A 14,709-nucleotide genomic window follows, 5' to 3' on the forward strand; every position below is an offset into this window, starting at 1 on the left:
GGCGGCACCGGGCCCGTTGGCCCGGGAGGCCGGCGCGCTGGGCGCCCGCCCTCCCGGGGCGTTGGGGTTAGATCTCGTCCACCGCCATGGCGCTTCCGCCAGGACGGCGACCCAGGTCGAAGCCGAGCTCCTCGGAGGCGCGCCGGCCGTCGTCGTCGGTGTCATCCAGGCCGATGACATTGCCGGCGGCGTCCAGGGCCTCAACGTTCAGGCACAGCGACTGCATCTCCTTCATGAGCACCTTGAAGGACTCGGGGATGCCGGGCTCGGGGATGTCCTCGCCTTTGACGATGGCCTCGTAGACCTTCACGCGCCCGTTGACGTCATCGGACTTGACGGTCAGCAGCTCCTGGAGGGCGTGGGCGGCGCCGTACGCCTCCATGGCCCACACCTCCATCTCGCCGAAGCGCTGGCCACCGAACTGCGCCTTACCGCCCAGCGGCTGCTGGGTGATCATCGAGTACGGGCCGGTGGAGCGGGCGTGAATCTTGTCGTCCACCAGGTGGTGCAGCTTGAGGATGTACATGTAGCCGACCGACACCGGGTACGGGAAGGGCTCTCCGGAGCGGCCGTCGAACAGCCGCGCCTTGCCGTCGGGCTGAACCAGCTGGAGGCCGTCCCGGTTGGGCAGGGTGGAGTCGAGCAGACCCATGATCTCGTCGTCGCGCACACCGTCGAACACCGGGGTGGCCACGGGCGTACCGGGCTCGGCGGACACGCCGTTCTCGGGCAGGCGCTCGGCCCAGGCCTCGCCGGCCTCGCGGGCGGCGGAGGCGTCCCAGCCGCGGGAGGCGACCCAGCCCAGGTGCAGCTCGAGGACCTGACCGACGTTCATACGGCTGGGCACGCCCAGCGGGTTGAGGATGACGTCCACCGGGGTGCCGTCGGCGAGGAAGGGCATGTCCTCCACGGGCAGGATCTTCGAGATGACGCCCTTGTTGCCGTGGCGGCCCGAGAGCTTGTCACCGACGGTGATCTTGCGGCGCTGAGCGATGTACACGCGCACCATCCGGTTCACGCCGGCGGGCAGTTCGGCGTCCTCGGAGGAGGCGTCGAACTCGCGCACGCCGGTGACGATGCCGTACTCGCCGTGGGGCACACGCAGGGAGGTGTCGCGCACCTCGCGGGCCTTCTCACCGAAGATGGCGCGCAGCAGCCGCTCCTCACTGGTCAGCTCGGTCTCACCCTTCGGGGTGACCTTGCCGACCAGGATGTCGCCACTGCGGACCTCGGCACCGATGCGGATAATACCGCGCTCGTCCAGGTTGGCCAGCGCCTCCTCGGAGACGTTGGGGATGTCGCGGGTGATCTCCTCGGCGCCCAGCTTGGTGTCGCGCGCGTCGACCTCGTGCTCCTCGATGTGGATCGAGGTGAGCAGGTCCTCGGCGACCACGCGCTGGGAGACGATGATGGCGTCCTCGTAGTTCAGGCCCTCCCAGGTCATGAAGGCGACCAGGAGGTTCTGGCCCAGGGCCAGGTCGCCGTCGTCGGTGGCGGGGCCGTCCGCGAGCACGCTGCCGACCTCCACGCGCTCGCCCTCGGAGGCGACCACGCGCTGGTTGTAGCAGTTGCCCTGGTTGGAGCGGCGGAACTTGGCGACCTTGTAGACGGTCTCGGTGCCGTCGTCGTTGGCCACGCGCACGAAGTCGGCGCACACCTCGGTGACCACGCCGCCCTTGGAGGCGACCAGTACATCACCGGCGTCGACGGCGGTGCGCCGTTCCATGCCGGTGCCCACCAGCGGGGCGTCGGGGCGGATCAGCGGCACGGCCTGGCGCTGCATGTTGGCGCCCATGAGGGCGCGGTTGGCGTCGTCGTGCTCGAGGAACGGGATCAGCGAAGTACCCACGGAGACCATCTGCCGCGGGGACACGTCCATGAGGTCCACCTGGGAGGCCGGCACCAGGGCCGGCTCGCCACCGGTCACGCGGCACAGCACGTGGTCCTCGGCGAAGTGCTCGTCGGCGGTGAGCTCCACGTTCGCCTGGGCGATGACGTGGCGGTCCTCGTCGTCGGCGGTGAGGTAGTGGATCTCATCGGTGACCTGGCCGTCGCGCACCACCCGGTAGGGGGTCTCGATGAAGCCGAAGGGGTTGATGCGTCCGAAGGTGGCCAGCGAGCCGATCAGACCGATGTTCGGACCCTCGGGAGACTCGATGGGGCACATGCGCCCGTAGTGGGAGGTGTGCACGTCGCGCACCTCCATGGAGGCGCGCTCCCGGGACAGACCGCCGGGGCCGAGCGCGGACAGACGCCGCTTGTGGGTCAGGCCGGCCAGCGGGTTGTTCTGGTCCATGAACTGGGACAGCTGGCTGGTGCCGAAGAACTCCTTGATCGCGGCCGTGACGGGCCGAATGTTGATCAGGGTATTCGGGGTGATGGCCTCGACGTCCTGAGTAGTCATGCGCTCGCGCACCTGCCGCTCCATGCGGCTCATGCCGGTGCGCACCTGCGACTGGATGAGCTCGCCGACGGCGCGGATGCGGCGGTTGCCGAGGTGGTCGATGTCGTCGTACTCGACGGCGATGTCCACGATCTCCCCGTCGCGCACACCCTCGACCGTCTCGGCGCCGGCGTGCAGCGCGAGCAGGTACTTGATGGCGGCGACGATGTCCTCGATGCGCAGCACGGACTCGTTCAGGTCCGCGGTCAGGCCGAGCTTCTTGTTGATCTTGTAACGGCCGACCTTGGCCAGGTCGTAGCGCTTGGCGTTGAAGTAGAAGTTCTCCAGCAGGGTACGGCCGGCCTCGACGCTGGGCGGCTCACCGGGACGGATCTTCTTGTAGATGTCCAGTAGGGCCTCGTCCTGGGTGGTGACCTTGCGGTCCTCATCCAGGGCGGTGGTCAGCGCCGGGTAGTCCTTGAACTCCTCGCGGATCTCGGCCTCGTCCAGGCCCAGGGCCAGCAGGAAGACGGCGATGTCCTGCTTGCGCTTGCGGTCGATGCGCACGGCGACGCGGTCGTTCTTGTCGACCTCGAACTCCAGCCAGGCGCCGCGCGAGGGGATGAACTTGACGTTGTAGACGTACTTGTCCGAGGCCTTCTCGGTGGTGCGCTCGAAGTACACGCCCGGGGAGCGGACCAGCTGGGAGACGACGACGCGCTCCGAGCCATTGACGATGAAGGTGCCCTTGTCGGTCATGAGCGGGAAGTCGCCCATGAAGACCGTCTGAGACTTGATCTCGCCGGTGGTGAAGTTCTCGAAGTCCGCCACCACGTACAGCGGGGCGGAGTAGGTCAGGTCCTTCTCCTGACATTCCTCGGCCGTGTACTTCGGCTCTTCGAAGCGGTGGTCGTGGAAGGACAGGGCCATGGTCTCGCCGAAGTCCTCAATCGGCGAGATCTCGTCGAAGATCTCTTCCAGCCCGGAGGTTTCCGGCAGCGAGCCCGGCTGGGCGGCGTTGGCGGCGTCCACTCGGGCACGCCACTTCTCGTTGCCCACGAGCCAGTCAAAGCTCTCGGTCTGCAGGCCCAGAAGATTCGGAGCCTGCATCGGCTCGGCAATCTTGGCGAAATTGATTCGACGCGACGCGGTACGCGCAGCGATGTCAGCGGCGGTTGGTGCAGAGGTGCGCGAGGCAGCCAAAGGGGATCCTTCCCTCATCTCGGGGATCACTCTGCGCACGCCTGCGTGCGGCCCCGACAGCTCCCCCACGTTCCCCTCTCGGGTCCGCCGGCTGGTCGGGCCGGCTCGTGGGCAGTACCACTGAGGCCAGTACACACAAGGTACGCGAAGAGCTAGCCTACACGGTCACGCCGCGCCAATCCACGCCGAGGCGGCGTTCCTTCTTGCGATTCCCGCCACAATCCCGCATACTGCCCCACTCCCCCGGCGGCACAGCTCTCCCAGCACCGACCCTGCCTACGGCCCCGCAAACCAGCCGCAGCAGCTGCACTGCCAGGCCCGTCGCGGGCGTGATACGGCGTCGCCCCGACCACGAATGGGTGGTCGGGGCGACGCCGGTGTTTATGTGATCCCCCGGCGTCGGCGAGGTGCCGACGCCGTCGGGGACGAGCTCACTTGAGGGTGACGGTGGCGCCGGCGTCCTCGAGCTGAGCCTTGGCCTTCTCGGCAGCGTCCTTGGCGGCGCCCTCGAGGATGGCCTTGGGGGCGGCCTCGACGAGGTCCTTGGCCTCCTTCAGGCCGAGGGAGGTCAGGGCGCGCACCTCCTTGATGACCTGGATCTTCTTGTCGCCAGCGGACTCGAGGATGACGTCGAACTCGGTCTTCTCCTCCTCGGCGGCACCGCCGGCAGCGGCACCGGGGGCGGCAGCAACGACGGCAGCGGCCGGGGCAGCGGCGGTAACGTCGAAGGTCTCCTCGAAGGCCTTAACGAAATCGGACAGCTCGATGAGGGAGAGCTCCTTGAAGGCCTCGATGAGCTCGTCGGTGGTCAGCTTCGCCATGATGGGCGTTCCTTCCTGGAAAAGGGGTCCTGCGCCGTGTCTGTGCGCAGGGCGGTTTTGGGTTGGTGGTGGACGCGGCTCAGGCCGCGGATTCCTGCTTCTCGCGCAGGGCGTCGACGGTGCGGACCGCCTTGGAGGCGGGCGCAGCGAACAGGTACGCGGCCTTGGACAGGGACGCCTTGATAGCGCCCGCAGCCTTGGCCAGCAGGACCTCGCGGGACTCGAGCGAAGCGAGCCGGTCGATCTCGTCGGCGGTCAGGGCGTTGCCGTCCATGACGCCGGACTTGATGATGAGGTTCTTGTTGTCCTTGGCGAAGTCACGCAGGGCTTTGGCGGCCTCAACCGGCTCCCCGGTCACGAACGTCAGGGCAGTGGGGCCCTTCAGATCGTCCACAATCGCTTCCAGTCCGACGCGACGGGCGGCGATGGATGCCAGCGTGTTCTTCGCCACGGTGTATTCGGCGTTGCCGGCGAGCGAGCGGCGCAGTTCCTTGAGGTCGGCGACGCTCAGCCCACGGTACTCGGTGAGCAGAACGGCGTTGGCCTCACGGAACTTGTCCGCCAGCTGTGCAACAGCCGCGTCCTTCTCAGGCCTTGCCATGGGCCCTCCTTCCGTGGTCTGCCACAGGTTCCGGCACTGAAAAAGCCCCGCGCCGGTGGGCACGGGGCTCGTCACGGCACTCGGAGTGCACCGATAGCCGTTGGGCTCGTTCTCACCTGCGCTGGCTCCGCGTGGCGCGGACTTGGCCCCGCTTGCGCGGGAGACCTGCGGTCTTTGGCGGAGTTGACAATACACGCCGCCACCCCACGCGCCGCAAGCCCGACGACGATGGCCCACGGTGCTCTTGGTCACGCCGACGCCGAACGTGGCAGGCGCCGACCCGCTCAGGCGTCGACGACGGGGATGTCGGTCAAGCGCACCGCCAGATGCTGGCCGAAGGCGTCATCCTCACCAATCATGTCCATGGTCACCGTATCCTCACCCGTGTCCGGCCATACCACCGGAATACTGCGCACATCATCCTCAGACAAGTTGTCCTGGAGCATGCCGCCCAACACCCTGTTTTCTTCTTTGGAGTCCGTGAAGTCGACAACCAGATACCGGGAGCCGCCCTTCAAAAGCGTGCAGCCTGAAGTCGCATAAGACGACCACATCCTGAGCATACGCAAATCATCAGGAATCTGCATCAAGAACACTGGAACGCTCACCTCTTGCTCAGATGAGATCTTGACCGTACCGATCAGGTATCCCTCATGCCTGGCGACACTCTCAAGGGAGATACGGGCGGGTACGCCATCGATTTCAATGTCCACGCCGTCCGGACCCCGCCCAACCGGCCCCTTGGGCTCAGGCATATCACCCGCCCCACCTGCCGAAGTGGTGTCTGCGGCAGTGACCTCGTCCGGGTCAGAGGGTGTCATCAGGATCTCCACCCGCCGGTTCAACTGTCGATTCTCGTCCGAATCATTATCGACCCGCGGCTCCAACTCACCCTTCCCCGCTACGGACACCTCCCAGCCCGACAGGTCGGCCAGTTCTCCCAGACGATCCGACACGGCCTTGGCCCGTCGCTCAGACAAATCCTGATTATGCTCATCGGTGTTCACATCATCCGTATGCCCCGTAACCGCCAGCGATCCGCCCGAGGGGTAGAGTTCCAACTGCTCCACCACCGACACCAACACCTCATCAGCCGCGTCGCTCAGATCCGCCGAATCCGTCGCGAACAACACGTCCCCCGACACATTCACTGTCGTCGACGCATCATCCGACTCCGTATCTGACGAACCATCCGCAGCCACCACCAATGACTTCAACTCAAACGGACCCGAATGAATACCCTCATCAATCTTCGCGCCCGCCAACGCACCCTCAACATCAAAGCCAGCGGAAGCCGCATCCACCACCGGCACGCCCAAAGCCACACCCACATTCGGCAAGAACAACTCGACCGACTCCATACCATCCGGCACAGCACCAAACACCGCGTACAACTCATGGGAAGACCCCGCCTCAATACTGCGAGTGAGTCCATCTACGTAAGGCTGAACATCAACATACGCCACTTTATCTCGAAGCGAAGTTAACCTGGCCGCAGCCATCGTGAACATATCCACCCCGGCACCAAACATCGAACCGATAGAAACACTCCCAGAAGAATCCGCGGAAATGTTCACTCTAACCACCGTGTAGCCGCCCTGCACCACCGCCGGCCCCACACGCGTCGTCAAAGACTCACCCTTCCACACCGACTTCAGCACCACCGGGTCTGAGTTCACGGGCGCCGTCGATGCGCTTTCCGTGTCGGCTGGGAAGGTAGACGAAACCGCCCCGCCACCTCCACCACTGCCTCCTGCGCAGGCGGCGAGCACCGCCGCCACCGCCAACGACGCAGAACCAGTCAACACCTCACGCCGACACAGCATCACGAACACCACTCCTACAAACCGCAAGCCGAAGCCTTCGCCGATCCGGAACCCGTCAAGCGTAACAAGATGATCACCCCTACGCCTTGGGGAGCCCAACGCGACTAACCGGGTATACCCGGGCACCGCCTGCCCTCGACACCTCTGACCCCAGTCACGCGTTTGAAGCCGGAGCATGACAACACCCGGCGGTTATGAGACCGTAACCGCATGACTTCATCTCATCCCGTCTGGGCCACCAACACCCCCAAGCACGTGCTGACGGTGGACGGGGATACAACACCCACGCAGACCTGGGTTGCCAGTAACCGCAAGGAACGCAACACCGGCCTGCTAGGCACGGATAGCCTCGATGGTGCGCTGTGGCTCAGAGCGTGCAACTGGGTGCACACCTTCGGCATGCGTTACGCCCTGGACCTGGTATACGTGGGGCGCCACGGGCGCGTTGTTGCTGTCACCACCACACCACCGCGCCGACTCTGCCTGCCCCGTCTGACCGCGCACGCCACCGTCGAGTTGCCGGCAGGCATGGCCGCGAAGCTCAACATTAGGCGCGGAACCGTCGTCGGCACCGAGCGTCGTCGCTGATTGCGACAGCAGCGTCCCTACAACACCACTCGTTTGCGCGCTCTCACGCGGTCACGAACGCCAATGTGCTTTCGACGGCGTCGCGGACCGAGGTGTCAAGTTGCCCCAGGCAGTTGTACTGGACGGCGGCAACAGTCGTCCCATCCGTGAAGACCCACAGGCACCCCTGGTCCTCGCCAGCATCACCCGAGACGAAGTCAGTGCGCACCGCCTCTGTCATACCGGTGAGCGTCAACGGCGTGCGCGAACGCATGGTGTACCCGTCCAGGGATCCGGCTTGATGATCGACTTCGATCTGCGCCAGGGCCAGTGAAACCGAGTCTTGCGGCATGCTCGGGGCGACCAACAAGCGCGCCTGGATGATCTCATCGTCGTCGATCATTGCCCAACCCACTGTCCACCGCTCGGAGCCCTCAATGCCATCGGTGTCGTACCAGCCCACGGGCACCGCCAGTCTCACGCCCGAGCGCTCCAGCAGTGCCGTGCCTTCGGGAGCGTCCTGCAGCGCCGCCGACGTCGGTGCGGCACTCGCTTCCTGCGCGAACGAGTCACTGACCGAAAAACTCGCGCCGACGCCGTCGCGCTCTTCCGCGGACACGCCGGACCCGGCCAGATCCACCAACGCATGCCGGTTCCCCGAGCTGATGCACCAGACGGTCCCGTCCCCGTCAAGGGGCCAAGTGGTCCGATAGTCCTGACGGACGACGACCAAATCACCGACGCGTTCAGCGGTACGAGTCCCGACGGGAGCGTAGCCCCGGGTGGCGGAGCGAGCCGCATCCATTGCAATCTCGATGGCCGCATAGGCGTCGTCCGCCTCTAAGTCGCTGGCGACCAGGAGTCGATTCTGCCCATCCTCGCTATCCCAGCGCGCCGTCCAGACCTCACCTTCGACGTCTCCACGAGTCCAGTCGGAGCGCACCAACAACGACAGCCCGTCTACGTCGGTGGTTTCCCATCCCTGCATGGCATCACTTTCATTCTTGGAGCAGGCAGCCAGCAGTGTTACGACTCCCCCCACACCCATGACCTTCAAACCGCCACGGCGCCCAACCAACCGGCTCATGATTCCTCCTGAGCAAAGGTAAGGGACTCCTCAATGCCGTTACGCAGCCCGTCATCGAAGTATTCCCCGTATAACGTCACGAACGCCACGATGCCTTTGCTGGCGACCAACCAGCAGGTGCCGGCGCCGCTGGCGTCATCACCCCATCTGAAGGTGACCCGATCTATCGCCGTGTTCTCGTCCTGCTGCCAGCTGATTCGGTTGATCTCCTCATAGTCGGCGATCAAAAACTTGTTGGTAAACGTAGCCATTTGCCGTATGCCGTCGGCACTCGTCGCCTCGCCAACGACGCCGAGCATCACCCGCTGAAGCATCGTACCCGAAGCGTCGTTCAGGTCGTAGGAGTCGGTGTATGAGCCCCAATCGTCGTGCGTGACCGGCCCCTCAAACGCGACGGGAATTGCAAGGCTCAGGCCGTCGGCAGCCTCGATGCCGGTCCAGGCCGAGGGGTCGTCAGTAGGTCCTGCCATGGGCTTGGCGGGCTGCGGAACGTCTTCCACGGGAGTCGCTGAGCTCGCCGCGCCTCCCCCGCCATTACTGCCGCACGCCGACAGCATGAGCGCGGCCGGCAGCACGCCCCCGAGAATCGCTGCACGACGCTTCACGGCTGAGTCACTTCGATCGAGTCGATGACGTCGGCAACTGCGGCTAGCGATGCCTCGTCAGAAACTTCTGCATAGACGTACACGGCATAGCTATAGCCATCCTGTCCGTCGAATATCACACCGGAACACTGTACATCAATCTCTGTGTCATCCTCCGCGGACCAAGGCACCTCCGCACTTTGCGTCCAATCGAGTCGATACGCCGCTTCGCTACCTTCAACTGCAACATCACTCTGTGTCACGCCAGCAGATGCGCCCTGCAACTCGAATGCACCAAGCTCAGACTCCAAAACCTCACTGGCAGTTTTACCTCCCGGCTCATAATGCTCCACTATCACCGTGTAAGACACGGCTTCATTATCCACATGATAAGTAACTCCGCGACGACCGTCACTATACGTGTCCGGTGGCGCAGTGTATGCGTCCGCGGCTATCTCGATCGTCAGGCCCGGGGCCGCCTCGGCGACCGCAACGCTTACACCATCCGCTTCCGTAGTTTCAGTCGCAGACACCGTCGCACTCGCATTCGCTTCGACAGTGGACTCACTACTGTTTCCCGGCGAACAACTAGTAGCAGCAAGCATCATGGGCGCAATCATTGACACAACAGCCGCCGAGCGACAGACTTGTCGCCTTGCGCATCCCATCATGGAAGTTCACTCTCCTTGTAGTTTCGAGCCCCGTCAGCCCCCGGCTCACCAAGGACTTCGACGCGCGTCGTGTTGCTTGCACTGATCTCTTCCGACCGCTCGTAGTTTACCACCCAAAGGTCGAAGCCACCACTTTCCGTAATCTTTGCCCCTTCCTCGGTAATTCGGGTCACTTTTGCACGTTCGTAAAGAAGATTATCGAAATCGTTATCCGACGGTTGACTCGGATTCAAGGCCGACTCCGGCACCGTCAGTGCCCCGTTCGTTAACGATGAACTCGCATACTCCTCAGCAATCTTCCGATCCGATTCACTCAAGGACGAGACATCCAACGTGGTAGTCACGGTCGACGTTTGCGTAGCCTCCCCATCAGCGCCCGCGCTAATCCCACTATCCTCCGCGCTCACACCTCCGGATCGCGTCCCTTCAACAATACTAGTGAAAGTAATAGTCTTCAGCTTTCCGTCTTCATCATAAGTGACCTCATAGCTGCCCGCATAGCTATTGCTTTCTCCGTTAGACAATCCGAAGGCACTTTCCACGTCAAGCCCCGCACCATACTCGCCTTTGTATGCGAAGCGATGTGAGGTTTCATGCGCGTCGTCCCCCTCGCCGTCTCCGTCCTTCTCAACGGAATCCGTACGCGTATACGCTACTTCACCGGATATATCCACGCTAGCGCCAACCCCGTCAGCGGTTGCAGACGCCTTGCCTCCCAAAGTCAATTTGACGTTCCACGACGTAGACGTGGCATCGGGGTCTTCGTCGATCTCTCTGCCGTGATTCCCTAGCCGACTGATACCTTGATTGTTTAGCTGATCCTCGACCGCATCCGCGTTGGCATCATCAAAGTCTTCACATGAACGCTCACCCTCGCCTCCGCAGTTCCATGTCTTTTCTTCGGTTCGACTCACGGCAATTCCGCCATTGAGCTCTACCTCTGCGGAGAACGGATCATCACCCGCGTCACCATCACCGCTTCCCGAACCGGTACCTAGGCTATATTCGCCACTGAGTTCCTGACTCGTACGCATAGAGCGCGAGCCCGTACCGTCGTAGTACTCAGTCTTGGTTGCGGATACACTATCTGTTCCCTCGACACTTAGCTCACCAGGCCCGACCTTTCCCGCCGCACCAGCTTTTGTTGATTTAGTTCTTTCAGTACTACTCTTCGCGATTTCCGACGGATCAACTTCGTATTGGCTGTTCGCACCTGAAGCACTCTCGCAGGCATAGCCTTCACCGCCGACGACTTTGTCGAGAGCGGACCCGATCTCACATGTGAGTTTCTCCCCAATAGGGGTCGCAGCTACAATCAATGCGAGCACCAATGTCACGGCCGCAACTATGACCCCGGCATACTCCGCGGTCGTGGCCCCTAATTCTGATGCTTTTCTTAGTTTTCGACGCAACGGGGTCATTTTACTCCCTTACATGGTTGATTCATGTAACTGGAAGACAGGCTACGTTCTTGCATGCCACACAACTAGGGGCGAACGCCCCGTCTACGCCCCAACCTAGCCCTCCGAGCCCTCATCGCGCCCCAGCACCATTGCGCTGCACAGCGCCGCATAGGCGTACGCGTTCTCCAACGCTCCCCTCGCCCCGTACGCCACCACCGTGTACGCCCGGTCTTCTTCCGCCACACAGAACAGGGCGATTGCGTCCACCGACGTTTCCTGCGACCAGCCCGGAGGCACGGTGCGCTGGTTCCAGGTCATCTGCACGCATTGGGTGATGCCGTCCCATTCGAGCGTCTTCGGCTCGGATGGCGTGATGAGCGCCGCTATCAGACGCTGCCGCTCGGCATTGGCCGCATTCTTCGCGGCTGATTGGTCGTCGGCGCCAAATGAGTGCGGTCCCTCGACCACCAGATAGCCCCAGTCGTCCTCGCCTGTCCACACGTAGGTGACCTGGGCTCGACCGTCACCTACCCGCTCGGGCTTCAGGGCCTGCGCTTCCCCGGGCAGCGTCAGCTGTATACCGGTCACGGGTTCTACCGTCTGGCCAGAAACCGTCATGGGCGCGGCGGTGACGCCTGGCGCGTCTGCGGAGCTTGTATCGCCGGCCTGGGCGAGGCGGACTCCTCCACCTGATTCTTCTGATGAAGGATCCGGCGAGCACGAGGCAAGCGTTCCTGCAGCCCCGAAGGCAGCTGCGCCGACTACGTGGAGCAGCCGTCGTCGTGGCAGGCAAAAGGCCGTCAGTCTGCGTTCAGCCATATGCTCCGCTCCATCCCGGCGACGATGCTTTCATCGGCGGCCCCTGAGAAAGCCAGTTGAATCGCACTGACCGTATCCGCAACTTTCAGTACCCAAAGACTTCCGCGGGAGTTTCTGCCGTTACCGTAGGCGAAGTCCACGCGAGTACCGGAGGCGTCCTCCTGGCCGTCGAGGGCAAGTTCCACGGGCTCCGACAGCCGCGCGTATCTAGGCAGCGCACCCGCTACCGCGTCGGACTCGATTTGGGCGAGCGCATCGACCACGCCGGGCTCGCCCGTGTCGGACGCGAGTAGCACCCGCACTCGTGCGGCACCATCCAGGTCGGCATCGGCCCAGCTGTCGGTCCAGCGCGTAGATCCGGCTGGGGCTCCGGTAACCTTCCAGCTGCCCGGCACGGCGAAACTCGTAGCGCCCCGTCCCACCCTGGCCCAACCGCTGTCGACGGCGGGCAAGTCGTTGGGGAGTAGCGAAAGCTCGGTATCCACCACGTCGCGGTAGCTCTTATCGAGGGTCTCCGCCGTAAGCATTACGGCGACGGAGGTCCGTTCATCCGTCAGTAACCAGATTCTTCCTGTGGTTGCGCCGCTGAAAGTGGTGGCAAAGTCCTCGTACAGTATCTGCGTGCCGTCGCGTTCGGCCGATGCTGGTTGGCTGGTCACCCGGAAGCCGGGCAGGCCACTGCGTAGCGCAGATTCGGCCTCGGCCATCAGTCCCTGTGGATCAAGCCCGGCTGACGGCACGCCGACGGCGAGAACGTGTGCGGGTGCCGCCGTTTCCTGCCACATGTCGGAGAACAGGCCGATGCCTTTGGGGACCGCTGTGTGCTGCCAGTTCTTGCGCACCGGAACATAGGCTCCGGAGACGACGGCACGTTCCCAGCCTGAGGGCATCACCGAGGAACCCGAGCATGCGGTCATCCCGATCAGCGGCGCCATCGCAAACAGCCCGACGGCGTGGCGGCGGCTGAATCCAGGGGTATGCGAGGAGCGGTTCATGCGTCGTCCTCTGTCAGCGATGCCTCTACTGCGGCACGGATCGCATCGTCGTCGGCGAGGAGCACGACGACGATGTAACCGCCGCTCCCGGGCACGATCCAGGCGGCCCCGCTGGCGTCAGCGTCCGCTCGTTCGTAGGTGAAGGTGATCCGTGCGATCGTGCCCGCAATCGTGCTCGCCTGGTCGATCGTCGGCGCGGATGTTGCTGCGTCTTCCTCCGGCGTCGCCTCCGCCCCGGGCGTGCCCGGATCCTGCGGTTCGGCGGAGTTTATGGACTCGGGGAAGGTAAACGCTCCGGTCGGTTGATAGCCCGTGATGCTGGAGGACAGCAGCGCCGAACCTGCTTGGTAGGCCTGCTCGGCGCTGGTGGTGGGGAGGGCGTCGCTAATGGCCAGAACCGGCTCGGCGTCTCCGTCGGGATCGGTCATGTGGAGTGCCCAGGGATCATCGTCGGTGCCGTCGTCCGTCATATCCTCGGCGTGTGAGTGGGTCACCCACGTACTGGGGAGTTGCAAGGCGACGCCGTTCGCGTTCGCAGTCTGGGTCAGCACCGTCTCCACGGGGACGGGAGTCGTATCCGGCAGGGCGGTGCCGCCACCAGAGCACGCGCTCAGCGGCGTGGTCACGATGACAATGCCGGCGAGTTGCGCCAGGAGCCCCTGCGTGGAGTGTCTGTTCACCGTTCCTCCTTGGACACGAACTCACGGCGCCCAAGTGCATCAAGGTCACCGAGCCTCTCGGTGGCGGTGACCGTCAAGTCGGCGTCGGTATGCTCCGGGTCGTCGCGGAGAAGCTGCGGGGTGACGCCCGAGAATTCCCCTCCGGCGGAGAGAGTCTCACGCGTCACCTGGCCCGTGGTGTGCACCAGGCGGAGCAAGATCTCGTCATCCGCGTCCACCGATGCGGTGCTCTCCCACAACTCGTCGGGAAGACTCGGGCCGTCGACGGTGAAGGTGGAGACCCACTGGTCCAGCGCTTCCCGGCTGGAGTCGGTGACAGGGATACTGATCGTGGTCCACTTGACTTGGTCGTCGCTCTCCGAACTCGCACCGATGATAGTGACGGAGTGGAGGAGACCGCCTCGAGAGCGCTCGACGCTCACGCGGGCAACGGTGTCCGTGGACTGCTGCCACGCCCAGGATTCGCTTGTGGCCCCATCGCGCAGGCGCTGCGAGTGGCGGTAGAAGATCGGGGCGTCGCTTGATTCGTCCTGTGCAAGGAAGCTGTTAGACAATGTCAGGTCGAGTGTTCTGGTTTCGGACTCGATTCCGACGAAGGGGTCCAGCCCGAGCAGTGACAGCCGCTCGGCCCCCTGGGTCCGATCGGCCGTGGAGTCGCTCTGCAGTCCTTCCCAGACGTCGCAGGGTCCGGAAGTGGACGTGCCGCATGGAAGGTCGTCGAGCGCAATCAGCATGGAATCGTCGCTGAACCCACTCTGCGCAGTATCGGCCGAGGTCGACCAAAGCTGTGTCAGCGACTGCGATGAACCCGCCGGAACCGCCGCTGTTCTGCCCGCGACGCTATTATGGCTGCCGGGCGGGACCGAATCGAGCCCGGCACCCAAAAACACGGCGCGTTCGTCAGATGCGGCGGGGAGCGCGCCGGTGTCGAAAAATGACGGGGTAGCATCGCCGGATGGCACGGTCTTACACGTATCGGAATCGATCACGCACAGTCCACGCTGCAGCGTGCCGGTTGTCGCAAGTATCGCAACGAGGCCGATCAAGGCGACGACGGCGATCATTCCCC

The 14,709-nt window shown here is 63.9% G+C and carries 13 protein-coding genes; 1 reads left to right on the forward strand and 12 read right to left on the reverse strand.

Annotated features, from left to right (window positions below; all coding sequences use genetic code 11):
• Positions 1-67: 67 nt before the first annotated feature.
• From rpoB to BN1056_RS02390, 4 genes are all read right to left on the reverse strand, one after another.
• Entirely contained in the window at positions 68-3,586 is a 3,519-nt protein-coding gene (gene rpoB / locus BN1056_RS02375) for a DNA-directed RNA polymerase subunit beta (RefSeq protein ID WP_210578740.1), read from the reverse strand.
• A 431-nt stretch (positions 3,587-4,017) separates the two neighbouring features.
• Entirely contained in the window at positions 4,018-4,407 is a 390-nt protein-coding gene (gene rplL, locus BN1056_RS02380; RefSeq protein WP_210578741.1) for a 50S ribosomal protein L7/L12, read from the reverse strand.
• 79 nt (positions 4,408-4,486) lie between these two features.
• Positions 4,487-5,008 carry a 50S ribosomal protein L10 gene (gene rplJ, locus BN1056_RS02385; RefSeq protein WP_073327571.1) on the reverse strand — a complete coding sequence of 174 codons (522 nt, stop codon included), beginning with the start codon at positions 5,006-5,008 and terminating at the stop codon, positions 4,487-4,489.
• Positions 5,009-5,292: 284 nt separating this feature from the next.
• The gene (locus BN1056_RS02390) at positions 5,293-6,834 is read right to left on the reverse strand and encodes an OmpA family protein (RefSeq protein ID WP_244671469.1); all 1,542 of its coding nucleotides are present in this window, start codon (positions 6,832-6,834) and stop codon (positions 5,293-5,295) included.
• A gap of 210 nt (positions 6,835-7,044) precedes the next feature.
• On the opposite strand from BN1056_RS02390, the gene BN1056_RS02395 reads away from it, so the two are divergent.
• On the forward strand, positions 7,045-7,422 hold the full coding sequence (locus BN1056_RS02395) for a DUF192 domain-containing protein (RefSeq protein WP_210578742.1): 378 nt from the start codon (positions 7,045-7,047) through the stop codon (positions 7,420-7,422).
• 43 nt (positions 7,423-7,465) lie between these two features.
• Here BN1056_RS02395 and BN1056_RS02400 read toward each other — a convergent pair whose 3' ends face one another.
• The 8 genes from BN1056_RS02400 to BN1056_RS02435 form a co-directional block, all read right to left on the reverse strand.
• Complete coding sequence (locus BN1056_RS02400) at positions 7,466-8,488, reverse strand: hypothetical protein (RefSeq protein WP_210578744.1); 1,023 nt, start codon at positions 8,486-8,488, stop codon at positions 7,466-7,468.
• Entirely contained in the window at positions 8,485-9,093 is a 609-nt protein-coding gene (locus BN1056_RS02405; RefSeq protein ID WP_210578746.1) for a hypothetical protein, read from the reverse strand. The genes BN1056_RS02400 and BN1056_RS02405 overlap by 4 nt, the downstream gene beginning before the upstream one ends.
• A complete protein-coding gene (locus BN1056_RS02410) occupies positions 9,090-9,680 on the reverse strand; it encodes a hypothetical protein (RefSeq protein WP_210578747.1) in 591 nt (196 codons plus the stop codon). Before BN1056_RS02410 ends, BN1056_RS02405 begins: the two co-directional genes overlap by 4 nt.
• A gap of 59 nt (positions 9,681-9,739) precedes the next feature.
• Positions 9,740-11,080, reverse strand: coding sequence for a hypothetical protein (locus BN1056_RS02415; RefSeq protein WP_210578748.1), 1,341 nt, complete (start codon positions 11,078-11,080; stop codon positions 9,740-9,742).
• A 180-nt stretch (positions 11,081-11,260) separates the two neighbouring features.
• Positions 11,261-11,734, reverse strand: coding sequence for a hypothetical protein (locus BN1056_RS02420; RefSeq protein WP_210578750.1), 474 nt, complete (start codon positions 11,732-11,734; stop codon positions 11,261-11,263).
• 212 nt (positions 11,735-11,946) lie between these two features.
• A complete protein-coding gene (locus BN1056_RS02425) occupies positions 11,947-12,960 on the reverse strand; it encodes a hypothetical protein (protein WP_210578752.1) in 1,014 nt (337 codons plus the stop codon).
• A complete protein-coding gene (locus BN1056_RS02430; RefSeq protein WP_210578754.1) occupies positions 12,957-13,640 on the reverse strand; it encodes a hypothetical protein in 684 nt (227 codons plus the stop codon). The genes BN1056_RS02425 and BN1056_RS02430 overlap by 4 nt, the downstream gene beginning before the upstream one ends.
• A complete protein-coding gene (locus BN1056_RS02435) occupies positions 13,637-14,704 on the reverse strand; it encodes a hypothetical protein (protein WP_210578757.1) in 1,068 nt (355 codons plus the stop codon). The genes BN1056_RS02430 and BN1056_RS02435 overlap by 4 nt, the downstream gene beginning before the upstream one ends.
• Positions 14,705-14,709 lie beyond the last annotated feature (5 nt).

The organism is Actinomyces succiniciruminis (assembly GCF_900002405.1).
GTDB lineage: Bacteria > Actinomycetota > Actinomycetes > Actinomycetales > Actinomycetaceae > Actinomyces > Actinomyces succiniciruminis.

Bases quoted from the DNA above. Each gene is read 5' to 3' on its own strand.
- rplL (WP_210578741.1), bottom strand. From the start codon at position 4,407: ATGGCGAAGCTGACCACCGACGAGCTCATCGAGGCCTTCAAGGAGCTC.
- rplJ (WP_073327571.1), bottom strand. From the start codon at position 5,008: ATGGCAAGGCCTGAGAAGGACGCGGCTGTTGCACAGCTGGCGGACAAG.
- BN1056_RS02390 (WP_244671469.1), bottom strand. From the start codon at position 6,834: ATGCTGTGTCGGCGTGAGGTGTTGACTGGTTCTGCGTCGTTGGCGGTG.
- BN1056_RS02395 (WP_210578742.1), top strand. From the start codon at position 7,045: ATGACTTCATCTCATCCCGTCTGGGCCACCAACACCCCCAAGCACGTG.
- BN1056_RS02400 (WP_210578744.1), bottom strand. From the start codon at position 8,488: ATGAGCCGGTTGGTTGGGCGCCGTGGCGGTTTGAAGGTCATGGGTGTG.
- BN1056_RS02410 (WP_210578747.1), bottom strand. From the start codon at position 9,680: ATGATGCTTGCTGCTACTAGTTGTTCGCCGGGAAACAGTAGTGAGTCC.
- BN1056_RS02425 (WP_210578752.1), bottom strand. From the start codon at position 12,960: ATGAACCGCTCCTCGCATACCCCTGGATTCAGCCGCCGCCACGCCGTC.
- BN1056_RS02435 (WP_210578757.1), bottom strand. From the start codon at position 14,704: ATGATCGCCGTCGTCGCCTTGATCGGCCTCGTTGCGATACTTGCGACA.